Below are 24,983 nucleotides of genomic sequence, written 5' to 3'. Positions count from 1 at the left end.
GTGAGTGTCACGTGGTTCTGGAATGCTGAGATCTGCGGCGCCTTTCGGGCAGCCCGCTCATCCCATCTCTAGGAGTCATTCACAATGTCGTGTGCGCATGCAGCGGGTATCCGTCCCGCAACCTTCGGCGTCCTGCGGCTGCCGCGGAGTGTCGTCGTCGGCGCCCAGCAGCGTTTCGCCGTCGCCGATATCGCAGCCGAATTCGGGACCAACGTCCTCGTCTGCACCGATCCGCGGCTGGCCGTCTCAGAGGAACTTCAGGCCCTGGTCCGGAGCCTGGAGAACCGGGACCTGACCGTACGGGTATACGGGGATACCCAGGCAGAGCTTCCGACGCCGGGGATCCTGGCCTGCGTTGAGGAGCTCAAGGGCCAGGAGATCGATGTCATCATCGGTTTCGGCGGCGGCAGCTGCATGGACATGGCGAAGGTCGTGTCCGTGCTGCTCACGCACGGCGGCAAGCCTAGCGACTACTACGGCGAATTCGCCGTTCCCGGCCCCACCAAGCCGGTCATCGCTCTGCCCACCACAGCGGGCACGGGTTCGGAAGCGACGGCAATCGCCGTCGTCTCCGATCCTGAGCTGGGCATGAAGATGGGCATCTCGAGCCCCCACATCATCCCGTTCGCCGCCGTGTGCGATCCCGAACTCACCTACTCCTGCCCCCCGTCCCTGACGGCCGCCACCGGTGCGGATGCCTTCGTGCACCTGGTCGAGTCCTTCACTGCCATCACCCGGGAACCCACTTCCACGCTGGCCACGGAACGGGTCTTCGTCGGCAAGAACATCCTGACGGACTCGATTGCTTTGAACGGCATCGGGCTGGTGGGCCGCAGCCTGGTGACCGCCTACAAGGACCCGGAAAACACCGAGGCCCGTGCCGGGATGATGCTCGCGGCACTCTACGGCGGTGTCGTCCTGAGCAATGCCGGAACCGCCGCGGCACACGCCATCCAGTACCCGGTAGGCGCACTTACCCACACCCCCCACGGTGTGGGAGTCGGCCTCCTGCTGCCCTACGTCGTCCGCTACAACTTCGAGGCGATCCAGCCGCAGCTGGCGCAGATCGCTGAAGCCCTGGGGCGCGATATCAGCGGACTGGACCCGCGCGCCGCCGCCGTCGCAGGCGTCGATGCAATCGACGAGGTCATCGCCGCCATCGAGCTGCCTCCGACGCTGAAGGACCTTGGCGTGCAGGAAAGCGACCTCGCCCAGATCGCCAAGCTGTCGCTGAACTCCAAGCGGCTCATCGACAACAACCCCGTGCGGCTTGATCTCGACGCCGTAACCTCCATCGTTCACGCCGCCTACGCCGGCGACCGCACCATCCGCTGATCAGGGATAAGGACCACTGATGACACTTCTTTCAACCCATGAACCGCTCGACGTCGACGGGCTGACGGTGCCCCGCCAGCTGCTGATCGCCGGGAACTGGCAGTACGCCAGCGGCGGTAACACCGTCGAGGTGATCAACCCCTCCGACGCTTCCGTCATCACCGGCATCGCCGACGCCGACGTCGAGGACGGCCTCGCCGCCGTCGACGCCGCGGCAGCAGCCTTCCCGGAGTGGGCCGCGACGCCGCCGCGCCGCCGCGCCGAAATCCTGCGCCGCTGCTTCGAACTGATGACCGAGCGCAGCGAGCAACTCGCCCACCTCATCTCCCTCGAAAACGGCAAGGCCCTGACCGACGCCCGCGGAGAAGTGGCGTACGCCGCCGAATTCTTCCGCTGGTACTCCGAAGAAGCGGTCCGGATCATCGGAGATGTGTCCGTCTCGCCGTCGGGCTCCAACCGGATCCTTGTCCAGCACCCGCCCATCGGCGTCTGCGTGCTGATCACCCCTTGGAACTTCCCGGCGGCCATGGCCACCCGGAAGCTGGCGCCGGCGCTGGCCGCTGGCTGCACCGCCGTGCTGAAGCCCGCCACGCTCACGCCGCTGACCGCCCTGGCGATCGCCCAACTGATGATCGATGCGGGAACCCCGGCGGGCGTGGTCAACGTCATCACCACGAGCAAGACAAGCGAGGTCATGACCCCGATCCTTGCGGACCCCCGGGTTCGCAAGCTGTCGTTCACCGGTTCCACCAGCGTCGGACGCCACCTGCTGCGCCAGGCGGCCGACAACGTGCTCAAGTGCTCTATGGAACTCGGCGGCAACGCCCCGTTTCTGGTCTTCGATGACGCGGACCTCGATTTGGCCCTCGAAGGTGCCATGATCGCCAAGATGCGCAACGGCGGCCAGGCCTGCACCGCAGCCAATCGGATCTACGTCCAGCGCGGTATCCACGACGAGTTCGCCCGCCGGCTGGCCGAACGAATGGGCGCAATGCGCGTGGGCCCGGGCACCGACGCAGACACCGAGGTCGGGCCGCTCGTCGATGAGGCGAGCGTCCGCAAAGTCGACTCGCTGGTCCGCGACGCGGTCAGCCAGGGAGCCAGGCTCCTCGTCGGCGGCAAGGCCATCGACGGCGCCGGATACTACTACCCGCCCACTGTCGTAACTAACGTGCCGCTACAGGCACGCATGGTCAGCGAGGAAATCTTCGGCCCGGTGGCCTCGGTCATCCCCTTCGACACCGAAGACGAAGTCATCGCCGCCGCCAACGACTCCGAGTACGGCCTCGCAGCCTACGTTTTCACTGAGGACCTTCGCCGCGGACTCAGGGTCTCTGAACGCATCGAAAGCGGCATGGTGGCCCTCAATAGGGGACTCGTCTCCGACCCCGCAGCACCCTTCGGCGGAGTCAAGCAGAGCGGCCTCGGCCGCGAAGGTGCCCATCAGGGCCTGCTGGACTTCACCGAAACCAAATACATCGCCCTCGACTGGTAGCCAGCCGCTCCCTTCGTTTCCATCCGAAAGAAAAGACCAATGACGATCTCCAATACCAAAGCCAAAACGAAAGCACCCTGGCGCGTACCGCTCGCCAGCTTCGCGGGCACCACCATCGAGTGGTATGACTACTACATCTTCGGTCTGCTCGCCGCGACAGGCGTCTTCAGCCGGCTGTATTTCCCCGAACAGGACCCGGCGACCGGTCTCCTCCTGGCCTTTGTCACCTATGCCGTCGGCTTCGCCGCACGTCCCTTCGGCGGCATGTTCGCCGGCCACTTCGGCGACAAAATCGGCCGCAAGCCCATGCTGGTGCTGTCGCTGCTCATCATGGGCTTCGCCACGCTGGCCATGGGGCTGCTTCCCACCTACGCACAGATCGGAGTCTGGGCTCCCATCCTGCTGACGGTGCTGCGCTTGCTTCAGGGCTTCGGCGCCGGAGCCGAATGGGCCGGTGCGGCCGTCATTTCCATCGAGCACGCCCCTCCCGGACGCAGCGGATTCTTCGGAAGCTTCACGCAGATGGGCGTCCCGGCAGGCATGCTGCTCGCTAACTCGAGCGTCCTGATCGTCAAGGCCTCCGTGCCCGCAGAAGTATTCGATGCCTGGGCCTGGCGAGTGCCGTTCCTGCTCAGCGTGGTCCTGATCGTCATCGGCCTGATCGTTCGCGCCAAGCTCGAGGACTCAGACGACTTCAAAGAACTTGTTGCGACAAAGCAGACCTCGAAGAAGCCGCTGGGCGAAGCCATGAAGAAGGAATCCAAGGGCATCTGGCTCGTTGTCGGCATGCGGTTGGCAGAAAACTCCGCGTTCTACCTGTACACGACGTTCTCCGTGGTCTACATCATGAAGACGTTCGGTGCCGAACGGGCCAACCAGGGCACGATGTCCGTTCTGATTGCCTCGGCCATCGGCGTCTTTGCCGTCCCGCTGTGGGCGATCCTCTCGGACAAGATCGGGCGCAAGCCGCTGTACCTGTTCGGTTCCATCGGCGGACTCCTGTTCTTCCCGCTCTACTTCGTCATGACGGACAGTGGCAGCGCACTGCTGGCAACACTCGCCATCATCATCGGGCTCGCGGTCTTCCACAACTCGATGTACGGACCCCAGGCCGCCTTCTTTGCGGAACTGTTTTCCACAAAGCTGCGCTACAGTGGCGCGTCCATGGGCTACCAGTTCGGCTCGGTTCTCGCTGGCGGCATCGCGCCGTTGGTCGCCGTGGCGCTACTCACCGCCGGAAACGGCGAACCCGGCTGGGTGATCCTCTACTTCAGCGTGATCGGCGTCATCACGGTTGTGGCGACACTCCTCGCACCGGAAACACTCGAGAAGTTGGACCGGCGCATCGCCGCTGCCCAGGAGCTGGACGAGAAAAACGCAGGGATTGCCCAGGAGCGCGTCAGCGCTAACTGATACTCCCTTAAGTAAGGCGGGCGTCGTCCGGGTCAAAGGTAGACCTGGACGGCGCCCTTCTTGCTGCGCCTGAGGTGGTCTGCCCGCGGTTATCGTCGGAGCCGGCTGCGAGAGTCGCCAGATGTTGCGAACACTGTACTCCGCACGTTCTCTATGTTCCACTACGGGTAATCGAGGTCAAGCCTTCGATATTGCTTGAGAGGCAGGGCCTGTGATCGAATCGGCATCTTTCGTCATCAATGCATCGGGCCATGCCGTGGACTTCGTCGTGGCGCCCTTTCCGCCGGCAGACCCTGTAGCTGCCCTGCAGGCGGCGATGAGCGGCGAGGGGCAGGAAACTCCGCTGATGGTTCCGTTGGTTTCCACCGGAGTGCATTCAGGGCCCATTGCCTTGACGGTGGAGGTCCTCGGGGCAAGACCTGAGGGCACCGCGCCAGGATGGGAAGACATCCACGAGGTGTCCCTGATGCTCCCGGAGGGCCGAGCGTACTTCAACCCACCCACAGGCTGGGAGATGAAGGATGTCGGGACCATTACGGGCAATGAAAGGGCAGCTACCGCGCCCGCCTTCATGCGACGGGCCGGGACACAGCCTTCGACTTGGCCGTGGAATCACCCGTCGAACGGCACCTGATCCAGCTCTGGAAGGAACCACCTTCCCCGGTGTCTGTCTTGTCCTCCGAATCAGAGCGAGGCAAAACCCTGCCACGCTTCATCAAAATGTGGCAGGGACCGCCCACAGCCAAGGCCCACGCCGAACCACGACTGATAACCAGGGAGACCCCTTCCGACTAGCGGATCCACCCAGCCGAAGCCCAACCGCGCTTCGCGCCGCTCTACTTGGCGTCTCAATTCCTTGGAATGGCACAGCCCAGGCGGGACACCCCACTGATCGGGATCGTCAGTTTCGGAAGTCGTCTGCACCAACTCTGGGTGTGGGGCTCGGGTTCCGTTGGGGGAACCTTCACCGGACAGCTCAGTTGAAACGAGGACCGAAGGCTATGGCATCCAGATCATTGGCAGACACGATGGCGCCATGAGGGACAGGATGCTGCTGATCATGTGCGGGACGACAGAGTTCCATGACGCCCTCAACTACTACAAGAAGCACTGCCAATGAACGTCATCATCGTTATCTTCGGCGTACTCCTAGCCTCGGCCGCACCGATGAGTTTCCCGCGCCGCGCCGGTCTATGCTATGGAGACCGACTGACGGAAGGCATGGCGTGATGCGGAAACTGATCTACGGCATGAACCTGACACTGGATGGCTACGTCGCCGCGCCCGGCGACGACCTCGGGTGGAGCGGGCCGAGCGACGAGCTGTTTCAGTGGTGGCTCGATCAGGAGCGGGCGATCGGCCTGTTGCTGTATGGGCGCAAGCTGTGGGAGGCCATGAGTTCCCACTGGCCGACCGGCGACCAGCAGCCCAATGCCACCCCGGCGCAGATCCAGTTCGCGCGGAACTGGCGGGACACGCCGAAGGTGGTGTTCTCCTCGACGATCGACAAGGTCGACTGGAACGCCCGCTTGGTCACCGGCGACGCGGTCGCGGAGATCACCCGGCTCAAGGCTGAGGACGGCGAGCCGATGAGGGTCGGTGGTGCAACGCTCGCCGGGGCGGCCATGCGGGCCGGGCTGATCGACGAGTACACGATCGTGACCCATCCGGTCCTGGTGGGCGGCGGCACGCCGTTCTTCACCGCGCTGGATAGCTGGGTGAACCTGAACCTGGTGGAGACGCGGACGTTTCCCGGCGGGGTGGTCCTGACCAGGTACGAGACGAGGCGCTGAGCGCGATTCCTCCGCGCGGTCGGGGAAGTACATCCACCACCAGCGGCCCCACGTCGGTGGCCAGCAGATAGTCCGGAATGCGCTTGTGCACAGCCCCGGCGACCTCAACCTTCCACAGAAACGGTTGCGCCACAACATGGCGCACCGACACATCTTGAAGTCCGCGAACAGCAAACGCGCCAACTCCCGCCGGGACTCGTAGATCAACAGATTCCGCACCGTAGCGCGGCGCCGATGTTGAACCCTCGAACGACACCGGATTGTGCGACCCACGCGAGGAAACCTGCCTGTCCGCACACTAGCTCCGCCGCCGCGAGCAGCACCACAGTGATCCCTTTCGATGACGCGGCCGCCACGCTGAAGCACCAGCAGGCAGCTCTGCCCGTAAGCCGGTCCTTCACCGGCCCAAGCGCCACCCAAGATCTTCCGGATCACGATCGCCGCGTTTCCGGGGCCTGTCGATTGCCGTAAGACCCGCCCGCAAGAATGCCCGGCGAAGGGGCCCTATACGGCACACTCCTGAGACATCAGATCCGCAGTACGAATGGCAGACAGCCCGCGGCCTAGACGCTGGCGGCCGCCCCGGACACGCGCACGGCGACCTGCCCGCTCCCCTGCGCCAGCTGCGAGGCTGCGGCTTCGTCAGCCACCACCGTCACGTGCGGGTGCAGCTGCAGGACCGACCCCGGGCAGTCAGCAGTGACGGGCCCGTTGAGGGCGGCGGCCAGGATGCCGGCTTTGTCCGCGCCGTTGACCACCAGCAGGAGGTGGCGGGCTTCCAGGATGGTGCCCAGGCCCTGCGTGATGCAGCGGAGCGGCACTTCTTCCGGCGTGCTGAAGTGGCGGGCGTTCGCCTCGCGGGTGCGTTCCGTGAGGACTTCCACGCGGGTCCGGGAGTCCAGGGCGGAGCCGGGCTCGTTGAAGGCCAGGTGGCCGTTGTGGCCGATGCCGAGGATCTGCACATCGATGCAGCCATCTCCGGCAATGGCGGCGTCGTAGACAGCGGCTGCGGCCTCGGGGCCCGCGGCGCTTCCGTCCGGCACGGCAACGTTGGCAGGATCCAGATGCAGCCGCTCAGTCACTTCGCGCCGGACAACTTCGGCGTAGCTTTCGGGGTGTCCGGCGGGCAGGCCCACGTACTCGTCGAGGGCGAAGGCCCGGACGGAGGACATGTCCAGCCGATGGTTGGCGAGCGCCGCGTAGATGGGCAGCGGCGATCCGCCCGTGGCCACACCCAGGACGGCGTCGGGCTTGCTGCGGATAACGGCAGCGAGGATCCCGGCGGCGACGGAACCGGTAGCTGAGGCGGTAGGCACAACGAAAATTTCCACGGCAAAGGCACTCTCTACGAAAAGGGCAGGGCTAAATCCGCCCGGGCGCAGGCGGCGAAGGAAAGGCGGAGGGAAACAGGCTAGGCGGCCGCGACATCCTTGAGTTTCAGGCGGATGCCGTCAAAGTGGCGTTGCAGGCGTTCGGACGCAAGAGCCTTGTCCTTGTTGGCCACGGCCTCGAAGATGTCCCAGTGGTCCTGCGTCTGCTGCTCAAGGTTGACCGGGCCGGTACCGATGGCCAGGTGGATCTTGCGGTAAACCTGCCAGAACACATCCATGAGGTTGATCAGCAGCTCATTGTTCAGGGGGGCGTACAGGCGGCGGTGGAATTCGGCGTCGTGCTCATGCAGCGGCTCCCCCTTCTTGGCCGCGTCCTCCATGGCTTCCATGGTGGAGCGCAGGTCAGCCACGTGCTCGTCGGTGAGCAGGTCAATGGCCGGTCCGATCAGCCCGGACTCGAGGGCCTGGCGCACATCGATGAGCTCCATGGCTTCCTCGCCCTTGTGGCGGAGGGACAGCCGGCCGCGGAACGTCAGGCCGGACACCAGGGCGCTGAAGTTGTTGGGTGCAACGAACATGCCAAAGCCATGCCGGATCTCAATGACGCCCAGTGCCTGGAGTACTTTCAGGGACTCGCGGACGGTGTTGCGGCCCACGCCGAGCTCGGCGGAGAGCTCACTTTCGGTGGGCAGCGCGTCACCGACGTCCAGGCCGCGGTCCAGAATGAGGTCCATGATCCGCGTCTGCAGGGCATGCGAACGGAGCTGCGCACTGAAACGGGCGGGCGATACTTCTTGCGATGCGATGGCCACGTGGGTCTCCTCCTTGCCGCGCTTAGGGGTCACGACTTGTCCTACATCTAAAGGGTACAGGAGATGGGACGTCCAATGTCTAGATATTGGGAACGTATTTTTTGAGCAGTTCCAACCCTCAGGGACCGAATCTAACCCAGGAGCGCCGAATCTAACCCAAAAGGGACCGAACAAGCTCGCGGCACGCCCGGTAACCAGGCGTTTTGGGGTCGATCAGGGCGTAATGGTCCCCGGGAACCCTGACCAGCCGGGTCTCCATGTTTGCCGTGGTTCCAGCGTTCACATAGGACTCGGACTGGCCCAAGGGAACGGTGGTGTCCTCGGACCCATGGACAGCGATGACCGGCACGGCCAGCGGAAGGGCGGTCATGGGGTCGGCGTACCTGTAGCGGTGCGGATATTTCACCGACGACCCGCCCAGGAGGTTGCTCACCGCACCGTTGCTGAGGTTCAGCTTCTCCGCCTCGGCCAGGTTGAGCAAGCCGGACTGGCTGACCACGCCGGTGAGGTGCACCGCGGAGGCATCTGAGGTGCGGGGCACCTGGCGGTCAGCATCCGGCATTCCCAGCTGGGTAAGCTTCCCCCGGCCGGCAGCCCAGGCGGCCAGATGCCCGCCGGCTGAATGGCCCAGCGCCACCACCGGACCCAGGTTCAGGGCATGCTTGGCCGCGAGGTCGCCCAGCTTGTCGATACCGGTCAGCACGTCCGTGAAGGTGTTTGGCCAGCCGCCGCCGTTTCCGGCCCGGCGGTATTCAAGGTTCCAGGCGGCCATGCCATGGGCGGCCAGGTCCTTGGCGATGGGCTCCCCCAGCTCTGCGCCATACTGCGAGCGCCAGTAGCCGCCATGGATCACCACCACCACGCCGCGGTGCTCGGCGCCGGCCGGCAGCTCCGGCAGGAAAAGCTCGCCCCATTGGCTGGCGTCCTCGCCGTACTGGTACTTGTGCCGCTTCACTGCATCCCCCTTGGCACCGCCACCGGCGGTACCGTCCCGCTCGGCGCCGGGCGAACACGCGGCGCCGAGAATTCCAACGGCCGCCGCGGCAGCCGCACCAACCAGCGTGCGAAAGACAAACGTCCGACGCCGCAGATCAGCCATGTGCCGAGCCTACAGCGTGGTGCCTCCCGGCAAAGTCGCCGAGCAGGAAACCGGTAGATTTGTGCCCGTGAATTCCATCCTCGGGATGACCTGGAGGGACTACCGGGACGCAACAGCCGCCGTCGTGCGTTTCCTGCGGGCGCTCCGTGGCGCTCCCGGGTACTAATACGTCGCCGGACCACCGGCGGCCGCCCGGGAAGGGCGTAGTGTCGGTAGTAGGAGATTTCGGGGGTGGCATATAGGTCCGGGGTTGAATATACGGGCCGCGCGCGAAGAGAGCGCACAGCCGCCAGCCGGGTCGTGTGACCCCGGCGATGCTTGGAATTGAGGCCGCATGGCCGAGAATGATGCTCTGCCGACGGCGGAGCAATTGCAGGACCTACTCCTTGAAAGTCCGGGCTTCACCGAATTCCTCTTGGGACTGACAGCGATTTCCGCGTCCTTGCTGGGCGGGGAGACGCCCCTGCTGTGTGCCATCACGGTGGAACGGGAGACCGGGCCCGTGACGGTAGCCAGCAGCACGGAGACCGCCCGGAGCCTGGACGAACGCCAGTACGCACTCGACAACGGTCCCTGCCTGACGGCGCTGCGGGAGCAGCGCACAGTCCTTATCCGTGATCTTCAGGCGGACGAGAGCTGGGCCTGGTATGCCGGGGCGGTCGCAGACGAAGGCATCCGGACAATCCTGGCCGTCCCCATCCCCACCGACAACGGTTCCCGCTCCGCCCTGAACTGCTACTCAACCCAGCTGAATACGTTTGCCCCGGACACGGTGACCGCCATCGAGGAGCACGCTGCATCGCTGTCCCGGATCCTGCGCTTGGCAATCCGCGTGCACCCTTCGGACCCCTACCCGGAGCATTTGAGGTCGGCGCTGCGGTCCCGGGCCGTTGTGGACTCGGCCGTGGCCCTGATCATGGTGCAGAACCGCTGCAGCCATGAAACCGCCGTCAAGCTCCTGCACCTTGCCTCCCGCAGCAGCAACCGCCGGCTGCATGACATTGCCGGGGACATCCTGCACCACGCCTCAGATATCCCCGTCATCACCGGAGGCGGGGAGAAATGATGGACGACGGCGGATTGGGCACCCCCCAGCCTGCCTTCGAGGCGGCCCAGCGCAAGTTTGCAGCCGTCCAGTTCCAGAGCGGGAACATCAGCCTCCCGGCGCTATGGACCTACTATTACGGGATCGGCGGAAACGTCGATCAGCTCGGGGTGGACGCCTATCTGCACGAGCTGGTGGAATTGGCCCCGCTGCAGATGGATCTCATCCAGACCGCCATCAAGGAGATCACGGCGGACGGACCGGGAAGTGCACATGTCTCAGGACTTTGATATCCGAGAACCCCAATCCGGCAAAGTTGGACGTGCCGGCGCTGGCCTGCACGAGTTTGTGCTCCACCTGCAGGACCTCGTCCTGGCAAGCTCCGACGTCCGTGAATTCCTGGCCGCCACCGCCGCGATTTTTGCCACGCAGCTGTCACAGCCCGGGAACCACTTGTCCTGCGGGATCACGGTGGTCCGGCAAAAGCGGCCCGTCGCTGTGGCCAGCAGCGATACACTCGCCCGGAACCTGGACGAACTGCAAAACAGCATCGGCCATGGACCTTGCCTGACAGCCCTCCGGACAAAATCCATGGTCCATGTCCCGGATCTGGACGCCGATGTCCGGTGGCCGAAATATAACCAGGAAGCCCGCAAGACGGGCATCGGCTCCATCCTGGCGGTCCCAATGCATCTGCAGGCTCCTTCGCAGGCTGTGGTAAACCTCTACTCCCCCAACACGGATGGCTTCCCGCATCACGGGATGGATGCGGCTGTTGGCCTGACGGGCATCGCCGCCAAGGCGCTGGACCTCGCCCTGAACATCGCACAGCTGCGCGACGCCCGTGACGACCTCGCCGCCGCCCTGAAGTCCCGCACCGTCATTGACACGGCCATTGGGGTCATCATGGCGCAGAGCCGGTGCAGCCGCGATGCGGCATTCCAGATATTGGTCAATGCGTCGAGTCACCGCAATATGAAGCTAAAGGAGGTGGCCGCCGGCATCATTTCTGGAATTGCCGGCGAACGGGTGTTTCCCACCACTTACGATGAATAGCCACAAAGCCGGTATTCGTGCAGGTCCGGGTCCGCAGCCCACCGCGCACGTTAGGCTTTACCTGAAGCGCTGAACGGTCACAAACAGGCTCATCCGGCACGCCGGAGGCCGGTCACGCAGAATGGCCGGAGGCAAAAAGCATGATCAAGAAGTATCCCCTGGATGAACTATCCACTGCCTTGGGCAGGATTATGGGGCTGCTCCTCACGGAAGAAAAGTGGACCACGCCGTCCAGCATCTCTCCCGCGCCGTCAGGGATTCCATCCCGGGGACTCTTGGGGCAGGTGTCTCAATGCTTGATCCCCATGCCCGCCCGGTCAGCTCCGGATCTACCGACAGCGTGGTGGAACGCGCCGACGCCCTTCAGTATGAACTGGTCCAGGGGCCCTGCCTGACAGCCTGGGCCACCCAAGAGAGCATCCTCATCCATGACGTTGCAACTGAAGCCCGCTGGCCAAACTGGAGCGCCGCCGTCGTTGACTTGCCAATCCGCTCAGTGATCAGCACCCCGCTGATCGCCGACGGGCAGGCCATAGGTGCAATGAAGATTTACGCCGCCTCCCCCGGCGCCTTTGAAGATGCCACCGCTGCCCTCATGGAGCTTTTTGCCTCCCCCGCGGCCACCCTTCTGTCGCATATCCAGACTGCCGAAACTCCGGAACGCATCAGTGACAGCCTTCAATCGGCTCTCTACAGCAGGGACCTGATTAACCGGGCCTGCGGAATCCTCATGGAGCGCCACACCATCACCGAGGACGCCGCCCTGCAGCAGCTGATGCGGCAGGCCCGCGCGACGCGCAGCACGCTTATGGAAGTCAGCGCCATTGTCCTGGCCGGGGTGGCCTCCGACCCGCGCAGAGGCAGTAGTGATGGGCTTCGATAGCAGCGAATGGGAGCAACGCCGCAGGCTCCAAGCAGCACTGGCAGCAGCACAAGTCAGCACGGGTGACCTGTGGCTTTACTACTTCGGCATCGGCGGTTCGGTCGGTGAGTATGAAGTGGAGGCCTACCTGCAGGGGCTTCTCTCGCTCCCCGAACTGCAACGGGACCTCCTGGCCATGGCGGCAAACGAACTGTTCAATGACCACGCCGGCCCCCGCGCGCCCTATTCGGACGAGCTTGGGTCTGGGGATCCATCCCGCCCCGAGGATCCCTAGCGGGCCAAACGCTCTCTCACTTAATGCCACTTTTCGCCGAACGCTCTCTCACTTGATGCCACTTTTCGCCGAACGCTCTCTCGCTTTCTTGAGGCAAGTGAGAGAGCGTTGGTGATTTTCCTGCGTTAAGTGAGAGAGCGTTTGATGGTGCCGGGTGCCTTGCCGCCCAGCCGTGCGGTGACTTTGTCCGCCGCTGCCCTGCAGGATTCGCCGAGGCTCTGCAGGCGCTCCTTGGAGACCCGGAACCGCGGGGCCGGGATGAGGACTGCTGCCACAAGGTCGCCGCGGTGATCGTAGACGGGGGCGGCGACGCCGACTTCATCCAAGGAGGACTCGCCGTAGTTGATAGCCCACCCGCGGCGGGAGTCGTCCTTAAGGCGGAGCAGATAGTCCTCAAGGGAGGCCTCGTCCAGCCCGGGGTAGGTAATTGCTCCGCTGCGCAGGAGGGCACGCACCCTCTCCTCCGGTTGGATTCCAAGGAACACCTGAACCGAGGAACTCAACGCGTCGCTGTAGCGGGCCCCCAGCGGCGCAGTGTGCTTGATCTGGTGGCGGCTGGCAATCTGCTCCACGCAGATCGACTCGTTGCCCTCCCACATCATCAAGGCACTGGTTTCGCCCGTCAGTTCCGTGAGTTCGCGCAGGACGGGATAGGCGACACGCCGCTCCTCCAGTTCGGCCAGCAACGGACCGGCGACGGCGATCAGGCCCAGTCCGAGCCGGAAACGGCGCGTGTCCGCATCGCGTTCCACGAGGTTTTCCTGTTCGAAGGTTGCCAGGATCCTTGACACGGTGCTCTTGTGCAGGCCCACCCGGTTGGCGATCTCCGTCACGCCAAGCAACGGCTCGTCGGCCGTGAATGATCGAAGGACGGCGATGGCGTTGACGATGACAGAGGCGCCCTTGGTATCGCCCTTGCCGTTGGTGTCGCTGCCGTTGGTGTCAATGGAATCCGGTGTGGTCATGATGCTCACTATCATTGCGCATAGTCAGCGGAAAGCGGCGCCGCGTCAGACACGGCGCCGCTCCCCGGGGCCGTGGTTGAGCTTGTCAGGGTTTCGGCAGGCTCAACCACCGGGGTTAAGCTCCGATGATGTTGTACTCGGGGCCGAACGGGAACTTGGTGATGTTCTCGGCGCCGCCTTCGCCCACCACCAGGATGTCGTGCTCGCGGTAGCCGCCGGCGCCCGGCTGGCCATCCAGGACCGTAATCATGGGCTCCATGGAAACCACCATGCCCGGCTCCAGCACGGTGTCGATGTCCTCGCGGAGCTCCAGCCCGGCTTCGCGGCCGTAGTAGTGGCTGAGGACACCGAAGGAGTGTCCGTAGCCGAACGTCCGGTTGGCGAGGAGCCCGTGGCCCACGTAGATCTCGTTGAGCTCCGCGGCGATGTCCTTGCACACGGTGCCGGGTTTGATCAGCTCAAGTCCGCGCTTGTGGACCTCCACGTTGATGTTCCACAGTTCCAGGGAGCGGGCATCGGGTTCGCCGTAGAACAGCGTGCGCTCCAGTGCCGTGTAGTACCCGCTGGTCATGGGGAAACAGTTCAGGGACAGGATGTCGTGTTCCTGGACCTTGCGGGTTGTGGCCCAGTTGTGGGCGCCGTCCGTGTTGATGCCGGACTGGAACCAGACCCAGGTGTCCCGGATTTCGGAGTTGGGGAACGTCCTGGCGATCTCGTGGACCATCGCCTCGGTGCCGATCAGGGCGACCTCGTACTCCGTGATGCCGGCCGTGATGGCGTTGCGGATGGCCTCGCCGCCGAGGTCGCCGATCCGGGCACCGTGCTTGATGACCTCGATTTCCTCCGCTGACTTGATCATCCTCTGGCGCATCGCTGCCTGCGCCACGTCCACGAGCGTCGCGCCGGAGAAGGCGGCCTGGATCTTGTTGCGGTTGTCCAGCGGCAGCGAGTCGTCCTCGACGCCGAGGCGGCGCGGGTTGATGCCGCGGGTCCGCAGGACTTCCTGGATGGCGAAGATGTAGTTGTCCCGGCGCCAGTCCGTGTAGACCAGGTTGTCGCCGTAGCTGCGGCGCCAGGGCATGCCGGCGTCGATGTTGGCTGTGACGGTGACGGTGTCATCCTTGGTGACCACCATGCCGTAGGAGCGGCCGAAGGTGGTGAACAGGAAGTCGGAGTAGTACTTGATGGAGTGGTAGCTGGTGAGGACGACGGCGTCCAGGTCCTTCTCGGCCATGATCCGGCGAAGACCGGCAATGCGCCGCTCGAATTCGGCGTCGGAGAAGGTCAGGGAGACCTTCTGGCCGTTGTTGAGGACCTTCAGACGCTCCAGTTCGGCGACGGAGGTGGCGTTTTCAGATGCTGTGGTGGTCATTGTGGTGGTGCCTTTCTGCGATGCATTTACGTGACGTATTTGGGTGATGCATTTACTTGAAGGGAGAAGCTGTTGGAAGAGGTGGGCTATTCGTGGCGCAGCGGTTCTTTGCACGTTTCCCTGGACAGTGAAACGGCGATCAGCGAGATGACAGCCGCAGCGACGAGGTACCAGGCGGGGGCCAGATCGCTTGCGGTGGCGGCGATCAGGAGCGTGGCCATGAACGGGGCGGTACCGCCGAACAGCGCGTTGGAGAGGTTGAAGCTGACCGCGAAGCCGCTGTAGCGGACGCGGGTGGGGAACATTTCGGCCAGGAAGCTGGGAAGTGTTCCGTCATTGAGGGTGAGCATCGCGCCCAGCAGGATCTGGACCAGGACGATGACCAGGAAATTCCCGGTTCCCAGCAGCGCGAAGGCGGGAACGGTCAGCACAATGAATGCGATGGATGCACTGATAAGCACCTTCTTGCGTCCGTAACGGTCCGAAAGCATCCCGGTCAGGAAGATAAAGCCGATGTACGTAACCAGTGCGATGGTCGTCGCAAGGAACGATTCGGTTTCGCCAAGGCCCAGTTCCGAGGACAGATAGGTGGGCATGTAGCTGAGGATGACGTAGAACCCGACGGCGTTGAGCAGCACGGCTCCGACGGCCTGCAGCAGCTGCCGCCAGTGGTTCCGGAACAGGCTGGACACGGGTGCCTTGATTGCCTGGTCCTCCGTTGCCAGCTCGCGGAACACCGGGGTGTCTTCGAGCTTGGTCCGGATGTAGCGGCCGATCAGTCCCATCGGGGCTGCGAGCAGGAACGGCAGGCGCCAACCCCAGCTTTGCATGGCATCGGAACTCAGAAGGACTGTCAACAGGCCTGCAATCAGGGAGCCGAGGAGCAGTCCGGCCGCGGTACTGGCGGGAACAACCGCGGCGTATAGGCCGCGCTTGTTGGCGGGAGCGTACTCGACCAGGAAGGCCGACGCTCCAGCATATTCACCAGAAGCGGAGAAGCCCTGCGCTACCCGGATGACCAGAAGCAGGATGGGAGCCCAGATGCCGATCGTGGCATAGCCCGGAATGAGGGCTATGCAGAAGGTTGCTCCTGACATGATCAAGATCGAGAGGGACAGCGCTGTCCGCCGGCCCACCCTGTCACCGATGTGGCCCCAGACGAACCCGCCGAGCGGGCGCACCAGGAATGAAATCGCAAACAGGGCGAAGGTCAGCAGAAGCCCGGTTTGGGGATCTGATTCAGGGAAAAAGACTGTCGCGATCGTTACGGCAAGATAGCCGTAAACGGCGTAATCGAACCACTCTACGAAGTTGCCGATGAAGCTGGCCGCAATGACTCTGCGGCGTGTTTCTTTGCTGACCACGTTGTCAGCCGGTTCAAAATTCTGGCCGCTCATTGTGCTGCGGCCGGCCCGGGGCCCGTCATGTACACCATGTGGTTGAGGGCCGGGGCTTCCCGCACGAGCGGGAGAGGAAGTTTCGTTACTCATGTATCCACCAAGTTGTTTGGGGTTGCAATCAGCGCAACGCTGTTGCAACAGACTAAGCGTGATGAGCAACACAGTCAATGGTTATTTTGTGGCTCGGCACATGGATCCCGGAAAGGTCAGCGTCTGACTTCCCGGCAGCGCGCAGCAGGAGAGAACATTGCGGTCTGTTGCATAGGATGAAATCATGTTGCGACAGTGGCGTGAGTCCAACACCCCAACTTGGACTGTGGACGAACGCAGCACACGAGGGATCTATTGACACCCTCCGTGGCGGCTGACATATTTCGAGTACGCGCTATGTGCACCGTGTTGTGTAATACGCAATAACGTCAGGTCGGCAACCAGCGGTTGGGGGCTCTCGGAGCTGCGGCATGAGAACCCTTTGAACCAGACGGGCCGGCTGGATTGCCCGGAGCGCCGTCGCCCAGGAGTCCCTGGACTCAGGAAAGGAACACCAGCTAATGGTTCACAGAGTCAAGGCGGTCATCGCCAAGGAAAAGAATGCCCCGGTATCGGTGGAGACCATCCTGGTCCCGGACCCCGGTCCGGGGGAGGCGCTGGTGGACATCCTCACGTGCGGGGTCTGCCACACCGACCTGCACTACAAGCAGGGCGGAATCACCGACGATTTCCCCATCCTTCTGGGCCACGAGGCCACCGGTGTGGTCAGCGCCGTGGGTCCGGGCGTCACAGAGGTGTCTCCCGGCGACCGCGTGATCCTGAACTGGCGCGCTGTCTGCGGTGAGTGCAGGGCATGTGCCAAGGGCCAGCCGCAGTACTGCTTCGACACGCACAACGCCACGCAGAAGATGACGCTCGAGGACGGCACGGAGCTCTCCCCGGCGCTGGGCATCGGCGCCTTCGCGGAAAAGACCCTGGTAGCCGCCGGGCAGTGCACCAAGATTGACGACGACACCGATGCCGCCGCCGTCGGCCTGCTCGGCTGCGGCGTGATGGCAGGCATCGGCGCGGCCATCAACACCGGCGAGGTCAAGCGCGGCGAGTCCGTGGCGGTGATCGGCTGCGGCGGGGTAGGCATCGCCGCGATCGCGGGTGCCAAGCTGGCCGGCGCCACCACCATCATCGCCGTGGACATCGACGCCAACAAGGTGGCCATGGCCACCTCCCTCGGGGCCACCCACGGCGTGGACTCCAGCACCGAAGACCCCATCGAGGCCATCCGGGCCCTCACGAACGGCAACGGAGCGGACGTGGTGATTGACGCCGTCGGCCGTCCTGAAACGTACAAGCAGGCGTTCTACTCCCGCGACCTCGCCGGCCGGGTGGTGCTGGTGGGCGTCCCGACGCCGGGCATGTTGCTTGAGCTGCCCCTCCTGGACGTCTTTGGCCGGGGCGGGTCGCTGAAGTCCTCCTGGTATGGCGACTGCCTGCCCTCCCGTGATTTCCCGATGCTGGTGGCGCACTACAAACAGGGCAACCTGGACCTGGACGCCTTCGTCACCGAGCGCATCACCATTGACCAGGTGGAGGAAGCCTTCGTCAAGATGCACGAGGGCAAAGTCCTGCGCTCGGTGGTTGAAATTCAGTCCCTGAAGGAGCTCTCATGAAAGTCACCATCGAAAACCTGGTCACCTCGGGCACTTTTGCGCTCGACGGCGGCACCTGGGACGTGGACAACAACGTCTGGATCGTGGGCAACGACGATGAATGCGTGATCATCGACTGCCCGCACGACGCCGCCGCAATCATCAGCCAGGTCCGGGGCCGGAAGGTCCTGGCCATCCTGCTGACCCACGCGCACAACGACCACATCGGCGCCGCGCGTGCCGTGGCCGAGGCCGTGCAAGCGCCCATCTACCTGCACCCGGGCGACCTGGTGCTCTGGGAGCAGGTCTACCCGGACCAGCAGCCAGACCACAGCATCAGTGACGGCGAGGTGTTCGCGGTGGGCGGCGCCAGCATGAAGGCCATCCACACGCCCGGCCACTCCCCCGGCTCCACGTGTTTCCTGCTGGAGCGCGAAGCAACGATCTTCACGGGAGATACGTTGTTCAACGGCGGTCCGGGCGCCACTGGCAGGTCCTTCAGCGACTACCCCACGATCCTCGCCTCCATCCGGGAACGCCTGCTCATCCTTCCGCCCGGGACTGTGGTCCGCACCGGCCATGGCGACAACACCACCATCGGGGCCGAACAGGAGACCCTGGCGCAGCTGGCCTAGTGAGACCAGCCCAGTAACACCCATGTGATCCAGTGAAAGCAGTCCAATGAAGGTCGGTTCAGTGAAGTTCGGCAAGCAGCCCGCCCCCGTTGAGGACATCAACGAGGACAACCTCGAAGTCCACAAGCCCAAAACGGAAGCGGCCGGAGTCAAGGCCGTCATGGTTGCCCTCGAACGCGCGGTGGCCCAGGCCGGGGTGACCCGGACGGCGCAGTCCCTGCTGCGGCTGAACCAGCAGGGCGGGTTCGACTGCCCCGGCTGTGCGTGGCCGGAATCGGCCACGAAGCGCAAAGCGGCCGAGTTCTGCGAGAACGGTGCCAAGGCGGTGGCTGAGGAGAACACCCTCCGCACGGTCGGTGCCGAGTTCTGGGCCACGCACTCCATCGCCGAACTCTCGGGGAAAACGGAGTACTGGCTCGGCAATCAGGGCCGGCTGAGCGAACCGGTGGTGATCCGCGAAGGGGAGACCCACTATTCGCCGATCTCCTGGGCCGAAGCGTTCGAACTGGTAGGCGAACACATTCGGGCCTCCACCCCGGACCGGTGCGTCTTCTACACCTCCGGCCGCACCGCGAACGAGACGGCGTTTATGTATCAGCTGTTCGCGCGGGCCCTGGGCACCAACAACCTGCCCGACTGTTCGAACATGTGCCACGAGTCCTCCGGCTCGGCGCTGAACCCGACCATCGGCATCGGCAAGGGCACCGTGTCCCTGGAGGACATCCACGACTCCGAGCTCATCTTCGTCGTGGGGCAGAACCCCGGCACCAACCACCCCCGGATGCTCTCAGCCCTGAAGGAATGCAAGGACAAGGGCGGCAAGGTGGTGGCCGTCAACCCGCTGCCGGAAGCCGGGCTGTTCAACTTCAAGGACCCTCAGACCGTCTCCGGCGTCGTCGGCGGCGGAACGCCGCTGGCCGATGAGTACCTGCAGATCAAGGTCGGCGGAGACCTGGCCCTGTTCCAGGCACTGGGCCACCTGCTCCTGGCGGCGGAGGAACGCAACCCGGGCACCGTCGTCGATCGTTCCTTTGTTGACGCGCAAACCGACGGGTTCGACGCCTACCGAGACGCCCGTGAGGAGCTGGACTGGGCCGAAACCGAAAAGGCCACCGGCCTGCCCCGGGAACAGATCGAAACCGTGGCCGGGATGCTGATCCGGTCCAAGGCCACGATCTTCTGCTGGGCCCTCGGCGTCACGCAGCAGCCGCACTCGGTGGACACCATCAAGGAAATGGTCAACGTCCTGCTCCTGCAGGGCAACTTCGGCAAGCCCGGCGCCGGGGCCTGCCCGGTCCGCGGGCACTCGAACGTCCAGGGCGACCGGACCATGGGCATCTGGGAAAAACCCAAGGACTGGCTCCTGGACGCCCTCGACACCGAGTTCGGGATCAACTCGCCCCGCCCCCACGGCTATGACGCCGTCGAAACCATGGAAGCCTTCGACCGCAACGACGTCGACGTCTTCGTCTCCATGGGCGGAAACTTCTCACTCGCCGGCTCCGACACGCAGGCGCTGGAAGCCGGTATGCAGCGGATCGGCCTGACCGTACACGTCTCCACCAAGCCGAACAGGTCCCACGTGGTCCACGGGCGCACGTCGCTGATCCTGCCCACCCTCGGCCGGACCGATAAGGACGACAAGCACCCCAAGGGCGCCCAGTTCCTGTCCGTGGAGGACTCCATGTCCGTGGTCCACTCCACCCAGGGCAGGCTGGCGCCCGTCTCCGAGCACCTGCTCGCCGAACCGGTAATCGTCGCGCGGATGGCCGAGGCGACCTTCGGGCCGGACCACCTCGTGGACTGGAAGGCCATGGCCGGGGACTACGACGTGGTCCGGGACCACATCTCCCGCGTCCTGCCCGGGTTCGAGGACTTCAACACCCGGGTCAGGACCAAAAACGGCTTTGTACTGCCCAACCCGCCACGGGACACCCGCTCGTTCAAGACCGACATCGGCCGGGGCCGCTTCACGGTCAGCCCGCTCGAATACCTCACCCCGCCCGACGGGCACCTGGTCCTCCAGACCATCCGCAGCCACGACCAGTACAACACCACCTTCTACGGCCTCGACGACCGGTACCGGGGGATTTCGGGCGGCCGCCGTGTGATCCTGGTCCACCCCGAAGACCTGGCAGAACTCGGCTTCCAGGACCGGGACCTCGTGGACGTCGTCAGCACCTTCCGCGGCCACGACCGGCAGGCGGACAAGTTCCGCCTGGTCGCCTACCCCACAGCCAAGGGCTGCGCCGCCGCATACTTCCCCGAAGCCAACGCCCTGGTCCACAAGGAAAACGTCGCCAGGGAATCCAACACCCCCGGCTTCAAGGCAATGTTCGTCCGCTTCGTGCCGCACGCCGGCGGCTGAGCCCGGGCCTGCTTGCCCAGGCCTGGGCAAGCAGGCCACTTCTTCAAACTGGCTCTAACTTTGCAGTCCAGTTTGCCGCTACGGTGAAAGGCATGCATATACCCCTGATCCAGATCGACGCCTTCGCCACCAAGCCCTTCGAGGGGAATCCAGCAGCCGTAATGCCTTTGGAGGGCTGGCTGGTTGACGGTGTCCTCCAGCAGTTGGCCGAGGAGAACAACCTCTCCGAGACGGCCTTTATCGTTGCCGCGATCCCGTACGAAGCCACGCCCTTCGACTCCTCGCAGCCCGCCTACCACCTCCGCTGGTTCACGCCGGCCATTGAAGTGGACCTCTGCGGGCACGCGACCCTGGCCACGGCGTCGTACCTCTTCACGGACGTTCACCCGGACGCCAAGCGGCTGCAATTCTGGAGCCGCAGCGGCTGGCTGTTTGTAGAGCGCGACGGTGACGGCTTCATCCTGGACTTCCCTTCCGAGGTCCCTGAACCCGTGGCCGTCGACCCCTCCGTATCAGAAGCCCTCGGGGTCCCGGCTCTCGAGGCCTTCCTGGCAACCGACCTCATCCATGTCGTCAAGGATGCCGAGACCGTGCGCACGCTGACCCCCGACTTTGTGGCGCTTGCGAAGCTGCCGGTGCGGGGCGTCGTCGTCACGGCGGAGGGTTATGGAACCGGCCACGACTTCGTCTCCCGGTTCTTCGGTGCCCGGGCAGGCATTGCCGAGGACCCGGTGACCGGCTCGGCGCACTCCCAGCTGGCACCGCTCTGGGCCGGCAGGCTGGGCAGCACGGTCCTGTCCGCCCGCCAACTTTCGGCGCGCGGCGGGACCGTGCTCTGCCGTGTGGAAGGTGAGCGCACCCTGCTCTCCGGCACGTGCGTGCGGTACCTCGAAGGCAGGGTGTGGCTGGCGGCCTAGCTTCGTGCCGCCCGGCGGCGGTTGAGCCTATCAAAACCCCGCCCACTAAATCGGCTCCTGCTTTCCCTCCGGGACGCCACGGTGAAGGATGCCACAGTCTCGAGCCGTGGGTGCAATTCGTCGCCGTCTTCCACGACGCCTGTCTGCCACCACAGTTTCAGCCCTTCCGGGACAATCTCCAGGCTGGCCAGGTTGTTGTTGAACCAGGGTCCCTCGACGCGTGTCCAACGGAACGGCGGGTCCGGCACACGCGCCGAGCGGGCCACCAGGCCCCCAATCGGCGCAGCCAGGCCGTAGGCCATGGCGGCCCCGAAGTATCTCATCAGCCGGGGAAGAGGGTTCCGGATCGGGGAACAGACTGCCTGCATGATCCGGCTGCCCGAGGAGCGTTTCACCTCCGCGACGTAGGAGAAGTGCACGTCCCCGGACAGGAACGTGACTGTCTCCGGTGACGGGCCGCGCTTGCCATCCGCGACCTCGGCGGTCATGACGGCCACCTCCTGGAAGCTTTTTTGGAAGGCGCCCCAGTGTTCCAGGTCCACCGCCTGGCGCAGCTTCTCGCCGACCCGGGCGGCGCGCTTCCCCCACGCGCCTTCCGAAACGGCCTCATTCCACGACTCGACGTGGTGCAGGCCCATCGGCAGCAGGAAAGGCAGCGACGTTGCCACCAGCACGTGGCGGAATCCGCCGCGCATCCGGCCGTCGAGCCAGGCCATCTCCTCATCATCAAGCAGGGCGCGGGCTTCCGGCACCAGGTTCCTGGCGGCTCGGGAGTCAACCACTATCAGCCGTGTGTCCCCGAAATCCCGGCAGAAGCTCCACCTGTAGGATTCCGGGTCCCGGTCTGCGCGTTCAGCGAAGCTGTCCAGTTCCGCGCTGAGGTCGAGCTCAGCCTCGCTCCGGTGCCGGGCGATCCGCTGCCAGATGGCATCGGTAAGCCGGTCCTGCGGCGACAGGTTGCCCAGGTGCTGGTAGACCCAGTAGGAGGACAGCCCCGAAACTATCCGCTCATGCCACCACGAGGTGGCTTCCATGCTCCTCTTCCAGCTCAGTGAAGCGTTCCAGTCGTCGCGGATGTCGTGGTCGTCGAAGATCATGGCGCTGGGCAGGGTGGACAGCAGCCACCTGTTCGCCGGGTCGGACCACGCGAGATTGTAGAGGTGCGCATACTCCTCGTAGTCCTTGAGCTCCTCACCAGGCGGTGCACTGATGTCGCGGCGGGCGCGGATGAACTGCTGCATCTGTTCGCTGGTCAGGTCGGCGTACACCTGGTCTCCGAGGAAGGCCACCAGGTCCGGCCACGGCAGGTCGCCGCCGGAGGCCATCGCCAGTGCGTAGGCGCGGAGCGAGTCGACGCCGTGCGTCCGGTTGCCGGACTCGTCGTGCGGGACACTGGTGCGGCAGGACCCGTAGGCCATGCGCAGCGGCTTGCCGGGCTTCAGCGTCGCGATCACCGGCGGCGGAAACCCGGTGCCCGGCTCAGGCCAGACCTGCACGCCGCCGATTTCCAAGGTGTAGGGAAGCACTGATCCTGGCTCAATTCCGTCCGCCTCCACCAGCGCGTAATGGTGGCCGTGCACCGCGAAAGTACGCGCCGCCCAGCTCTGCTGTCCGGCCCGGACGGTGACGCGGGAATCGCTCCGGGTCTCCACCCAGATGCTCGCCGAGGTCTCATCCACATACCGCATCATGGGACCAAGCACCAGGGAAGTCGTCATCACTAAGTTGTACCCGTTCCGGCCCGCGGCAACCATGGCTACGGCCAAAGAGCCGAGGAAACACCAGCGGCCTGCCTCCACGTTCGTTCAAGTGCTCAGCCGAGTCGAGGCGGGAACACACTGCTTTCGGGCACTCGTCAGACGGCGGCGTGGAGGAAACGCTCCAAGCCTTTCTCTCCCAGGGAGAGTGCATTGTGGACAAAGTCGGGGTGACCGCGGCCTTCACGCGATGCTAGGCGCCCGTCTGATGTCAGCACCGAGTTCAGCTCCGGTTTGGGTTCCGGTTTTTGTTCACCGGGGCCAGTGAGGTGGTTCCCAGTCCTGGTGTTCGCTCTTGTAGTGCCGGCCGGAGGGTGAAATCCAGCGGGGTGGCTCGTTTTTGGCTGCTGGGGTGGGTCTCCAGGCGCTGGTGTGTCTGAGCCGGTGGTGTCGGGGACATGACTGGCCCAAATTCGATACGCCGGTGGTTCCGCCCTGATGCCAGGCCACGACGTGGTCCGCTTCGTTGTCCAGGGACTGGTTGGAACATCCCGGGAAGGGCATCGGCCGTCCAGCATCCGCAGCCACCGCCGCATCGCTTTGCTGGGCCGGCAACTCTTGCGGCCGATCTCCAGCGAGGACCCGTCCCGCGGGTCAACCAGGACCCGGTAGAACGAGTCTGCTCCGTTGGCGACGAGGTCCCCAGCCATGGACGGTGGGATCGGGCCGTACCCGTCGAGCATGGCTGGTTCATCGGTGGCGCCGAGCAGGGAGAACACCAGCACCGTCACCAAGACCTCGGCCCGGGGCGTGGGGACTTTCCCGGGGTTCCCCGCGTCCCCACCGTGGCCAAGACTACGGCCGCCGCCGAGGAGTGCGGTGGCGAAGGTGTCGGAGCGGAGCTGGGTGAGGTTGCGGTTCTCGTCGGGGCCCTGCAGACCACGCGCGAGGGCGGTGGTGCGGTTCCAGATCGCTGCCGCCTGGTCGGCAGGCAAATACGCCGCGAGCCAGGCCATGCCGTCCTTGTCCGGCGTGTATTACACCCGCCGGTCCAGGACGCCTTTGGCGTGGCGCTTCTCGATGCTCTCCGTGTGGTGGCGTTCGCGCCAGATGCGGGCTTTGTGGCGGAACCGGGAGGCGGGCATTTCCCCGGCAGGGCAGCCACGGGTGGTGAGCTCGTGGGACTCGGACAGCAACACACTCGCCGCGCGCGGCCCGATTGTCAGGACGCACGCGATCTCCGCTGCCACCGATGCCTCCTGCGCCTGCGCTGACGCGGCGGGAGGTGCCATCGAGTGAATATTGTCCGTGTACTTCGCCGCAGCCTGGGCCTTCAACGCGGCAAACCGCGGCTCCGACCCGGCGGTCCAGGCAAGAATGTCCAGGCAAATATCCGCAAATGCCTTCGCCACCGCTCCGCTTCCCATGCATCAATCCTCGTGGGAGGGTCTGACAT

Annotated in this window: 21 protein-coding genes and 1 pseudogene; 14 read left to right on the top strand and 8 right to left on the bottom strand. The window is 64.7% G+C overall.

The genetic code is table 11. The annotated features are described in order from the left end of the window. Window positions 1-84: 84 nt before the first annotated feature. The 5 genes from NG698_RS09485 to NG698_RS09465 all read left to right on the top strand — a co-directional run bounded on the left by NG698_RS09485 (window position 85) and on the right by NG698_RS09465 (window position 6,036). A complete protein-coding gene (locus NG698_RS09485; RefSeq protein ID WP_252601858.1) occupies window positions 85-1,335 on the top strand; it encodes an iron-containing alcohol dehydrogenase in 1,251 nt (416 codons plus the stop codon). Between the two features lie 19 nt (window positions 1,336-1,354). Next, window positions 1,355-2,830, top strand: a complete 1,476-nt coding sequence (locus NG698_RS09480; protein ID WP_252601854.1) for an NAD-dependent succinate-semialdehyde dehydrogenase — start codon at window positions 1,355-1,357, stop codon at window positions 2,828-2,830. Between the two features lie 39 nt (window positions 2,831-2,869). Further along, on the top strand, window positions 2,870-4,243 hold the full coding sequence (locus tag NG698_RS09475; RefSeq protein ID WP_252601853.1) for an MFS transporter: 1,374 nt from the start codon (window positions 2,870-2,872) through the stop codon (window positions 4,241-4,243). Window positions 4,244-4,454: 211 nt separating this feature from the next. After that, entirely contained in the window at window positions 4,455-4,877 is a 423-nt protein-coding gene (locus NG698_RS09470; protein ID WP_252609425.1) for a hypothetical protein, read from the top strand. A 595-nt stretch (window positions 4,878-5,472) separates the two neighbouring features. Beyond that, window positions 5,473-6,036, top strand: coding sequence for a dihydrofolate reductase family protein (locus NG698_RS09465; protein WP_252601849.1), 564 nt, complete (start codon window positions 5,473-5,475; stop codon window positions 6,034-6,036). A gap of 563 nt (window positions 6,037-6,599) precedes the next feature. Here NG698_RS09465 and NG698_RS09460 read toward each other — a convergent pair. The 3 genes from NG698_RS09460 to NG698_RS09450 form a co-directional block, all read right to left on the bottom strand. Then, a complete protein-coding gene (locus NG698_RS09460) occupies window positions 6,600-7,367 on the bottom strand; it encodes a glucosamine-6-phosphate deaminase (RefSeq protein ID WP_252601847.1) in 768 nt (255 codons plus the stop codon). Between the two features lie 80 nt (window positions 7,368-7,447). Further along, a complete protein-coding gene (locus NG698_RS09455; protein ID WP_374210048.1) occupies window positions 7,448-8,212 on the bottom strand; it encodes a FadR/GntR family transcriptional regulator in 765 nt (254 codons plus the stop codon). Window positions 8,213-8,330: 118 nt separating this feature from the next. After that, window positions 8,331-9,278 (bottom strand): alpha/beta hydrolase, encoded by a 948-nt coding sequence (locus NG698_RS09450; protein ID WP_256470931.1) that lies wholly within the window; start codon window positions 9,276-9,278, stop codon window positions 8,331-8,333. A gap of 334 nt (window positions 9,279-9,612) precedes the next feature. Between NG698_RS09450 and NG698_RS09445 the strand changes: the two genes are divergently transcribed. The 5 genes from NG698_RS09445 (at window position 9,613) to NG698_RS09425 (ending at window position 12,536) form a co-directional block, all read left to right on the top strand. Then, window positions 9,613-10,344, top strand: a complete 732-nt coding sequence (locus tag NG698_RS09445; RefSeq protein ID WP_252601845.1) for a GAF and ANTAR domain-containing protein — start codon at window positions 9,613-9,615, stop codon at window positions 10,342-10,344. Further along, the gene (locus NG698_RS09440; protein WP_252601843.1) at window positions 10,341-10,613 is read left to right on the top strand and encodes a hypothetical protein; all 273 of its coding nucleotides are present in this window, start codon (window positions 10,341-10,343) and stop codon (window positions 10,611-10,613) included. Before NG698_RS09445 ends, NG698_RS09440 begins: the two co-directional genes overlap by 4 nt. Continuing rightward, window positions 10,597-11,379 (top strand): GAF and ANTAR domain-containing protein, encoded by a 783-nt coding sequence (locus NG698_RS09435; RefSeq protein ID WP_252601840.1) that lies wholly within the window; start codon window positions 10,597-10,599, stop codon window positions 11,377-11,379. Before NG698_RS09440 ends, NG698_RS09435 begins: the two co-directional genes overlap by 17 nt. A gap of 217 nt (window positions 11,380-11,596) precedes the next feature. After that, window positions 11,597-12,262 carry a GAF and ANTAR domain-containing protein gene (locus tag NG698_RS21785; RefSeq protein ID WP_252601837.1) on the top strand — a complete coding sequence of 222 codons (666 nt, stop codon included), beginning with the start codon at window positions 11,597-11,599 and terminating at the stop codon, window positions 12,260-12,262. Further along, window positions 12,249-12,536, top strand: a complete 288-nt coding sequence (locus NG698_RS09425) for a hypothetical protein (RefSeq protein WP_252601835.1) — start codon at window positions 12,249-12,251, stop codon at window positions 12,534-12,536. The genes NG698_RS21785 and NG698_RS09425 overlap by 14 nt, the downstream gene beginning before the upstream one ends. Before the next feature lie 125 nt (window positions 12,537-12,661). On the opposite strand, the gene NG698_RS09420 is transcribed toward NG698_RS09425, so the two are convergent. The 3 genes from NG698_RS09420 to NG698_RS09410 form a co-directional block, all read right to left on the bottom strand. Beyond that, on the bottom strand, window positions 12,662-13,501 hold the full coding sequence (locus NG698_RS09420; RefSeq protein ID WP_252602912.1) for an IclR family transcriptional regulator: 840 nt from the start codon (window positions 13,499-13,501) through the stop codon (window positions 12,662-12,664). A 115-nt stretch (window positions 13,502-13,616) separates the two neighbouring features. Beyond that, window positions 13,617-14,873, bottom strand: coding sequence for an aminopeptidase P family protein (locus tag NG698_RS09415; RefSeq protein WP_252609423.1), 1,257 nt, complete (start codon window positions 14,871-14,873; stop codon window positions 13,617-13,619). Between the two features lie 86 nt (window positions 14,874-14,959). Further along, window positions 14,960-16,270, bottom strand: coding sequence for an MFS transporter (locus tag NG698_RS09410; protein WP_252602918.1), 1,311 nt, complete (start codon window positions 16,268-16,270; stop codon window positions 14,960-14,962). 554 nt (window positions 16,271-16,824) lie between these two features. On the opposite strand from NG698_RS09410, the gene NG698_RS09405 reads away from it, so the two are divergent. From NG698_RS09405 to NG698_RS09390, 4 genes are all read left to right on the top strand, one after another. Beyond that, a complete protein-coding gene (locus tag NG698_RS09405) occupies window positions 16,825-17,931 on the top strand; it encodes an S-(hydroxymethyl)mycothiol dehydrogenase (protein ID WP_252609421.1) in 1,107 nt (368 codons plus the stop codon). Continuing rightward, entirely contained in the window at window positions 17,928-18,545 is a 618-nt protein-coding gene (locus NG698_RS09400; RefSeq protein WP_252602924.1) for an MBL fold metallo-hydrolase, read from the top strand. The genes NG698_RS09405 and NG698_RS09400 overlap by 4 nt, the downstream gene beginning before the upstream one ends. Window positions 18,546-18,591: 46 nt before the next feature. Beyond that, a complete protein-coding gene (locus tag NG698_RS09395; protein WP_252602926.1) occupies window positions 18,592-20,913 on the top strand; it encodes an FdhF/YdeP family oxidoreductase in 2,322 nt (773 codons plus the stop codon). A 92-nt stretch (window positions 20,914-21,005) separates the two neighbouring features. After that, the gene (locus NG698_RS09390) at window positions 21,006-21,830 is read left to right on the top strand and encodes a PhzF family phenazine biosynthesis protein (RefSeq protein ID WP_252602928.1); all 825 of its coding nucleotides are present in this window, start codon (window positions 21,006-21,008) and stop codon (window positions 21,828-21,830) included. Here NG698_RS09390 and NG698_RS09385 read toward each other — a convergent pair. Both NG698_RS09385 and NG698_RS09380 read right to left on the bottom strand, forming a co-directional pair. After that, window positions 21,827-23,548, bottom strand: coding sequence for an alkaline phosphatase D family protein (locus NG698_RS09385; protein ID WP_252609419.1), 1,722 nt, complete (start codon window positions 23,546-23,548; stop codon window positions 21,827-21,829). The two genes, NG698_RS09390 and NG698_RS09385, sit on opposite strands and share 4 nt — an antisense overlap. 297 nt (window positions 23,549-23,845) lie before the next feature. Then, a pseudogene (locus tag NG698_RS09380) lies at window positions 23,846-24,954 on the bottom strand (HNH endonuclease signature motif containing protein); the annotation flags it as partial. Between the last annotated feature and the right edge of the window lie 29 nt (window positions 24,955-24,983).

Origin of the sequence: Pseudarthrobacter raffinosi, from assembly GCF_023913735.1 — a bacterium.
GTDB classification, from domain to species: domain Bacteria; phylum Actinomycetota; class Actinomycetes; order Actinomycetales; family Micrococcaceae; genus Arthrobacter; species Arthrobacter raffinosi.
Note: the sequence above shows the minus strand (reverse complement) of the source record. Positions and strands in the feature narration are given on the sequence as shown.

Bases quoted from the DNA above. Each gene is read 5' to 3' on its own strand.
- NG698_RS09400 (WP_252602924.1), top strand. From the start codon at position 17,928: ATGAAAGTCACCATCGAAAACCTGGTCACCTCGGGCACTTTTGCGCTC.
- NG698_RS09450 (WP_256470931.1), bottom strand. From the start codon at position 9,278: ATGGCTGATCTGCGGCGTCGGACGTTTGTCTTTCGCACGCTGGTTGGT.
- NG698_RS09405 (WP_252609421.1), top strand. From the start codon at position 16,825: ATGGTTCACAGAGTCAAGGCGGTCATCGCCAAGGAAAAGAATGCCCCG.
- NG698_RS09485 (WP_252601858.1), top strand. From the start codon at position 85: ATGTCGTGTGCGCATGCAGCGGGTATCCGTCCCGCAACCTTCGGCGTC.
- NG698_RS09385 (WP_252609419.1), bottom strand. From the start codon at position 23,548: ATGACGACTTCCCTGGTGCTTGGTCCCATGATGCGGTATGTGGATGAG.
- NG698_RS09440 (WP_252601843.1), top strand. From the start codon at position 10,341: ATGATGGACGACGGCGGATTGGGCACCCCCCAGCCTGCCTTCGAGGCG.
- NG698_RS09395 (WP_252602926.1), top strand. From the start codon at position 18,592: ATGAAGGTCGGTTCAGTGAAGTTCGGCAAGCAGCCCGCCCCCGTTGAG.
- NG698_RS09465 (WP_252601849.1), top strand. From the start codon at position 5,473: ATGCGGAAACTGATCTACGGCATGAACCTGACACTGGATGGCTACGTC.
- NG698_RS09435 (WP_252601840.1), top strand. From the start codon at position 10,597: ATGTCTCAGGACTTTGATATCCGAGAACCCCAATCCGGCAAAGTTGGA.
- NG698_RS09480 (WP_252601854.1), top strand. From the start codon at position 1,355: ATGACACTTCTTTCAACCCATGAACCGCTCGACGTCGACGGGCTGACG.
- NG698_RS09425 (WP_252601835.1), top strand. From the start codon at position 12,249: ATGGGCTTCGATAGCAGCGAATGGGAGCAACGCCGCAGGCTCCAAGCA.
- NG698_RS09420 (WP_252602912.1), bottom strand. From the start codon at position 13,501: ATGACCACACCGGATTCCATTGACACCAACGGCAGCGACACCAACGGC.
- NG698_RS09445 (WP_252601845.1), top strand. From the start codon at position 9,613: ATGGCCGAGAATGATGCTCTGCCGACGGCGGAGCAATTGCAGGACCTA.
- NG698_RS09475 (WP_252601853.1), top strand. From the start codon at position 2,870: ATGACGATCTCCAATACCAAAGCCAAAACGAAAGCACCCTGGCGCGTA.
- NG698_RS09390 (WP_252602928.1), top strand. From the start codon at position 21,006: ATGCATATACCCCTGATCCAGATCGACGCCTTCGCCACCAAGCCCTTC.
- NG698_RS09410 (WP_252602918.1), bottom strand. From the start codon at position 16,270: ATGAGCGGCCAGAATTTTGAACCGGCTGACAACGTGGTCAGCAAAGAA.
- NG698_RS09415 (WP_252609423.1), bottom strand. From the start codon at position 14,873: ATGACCACCACAGCATCTGAAAACGCCACCTCCGTCGCCGAACTGGAG.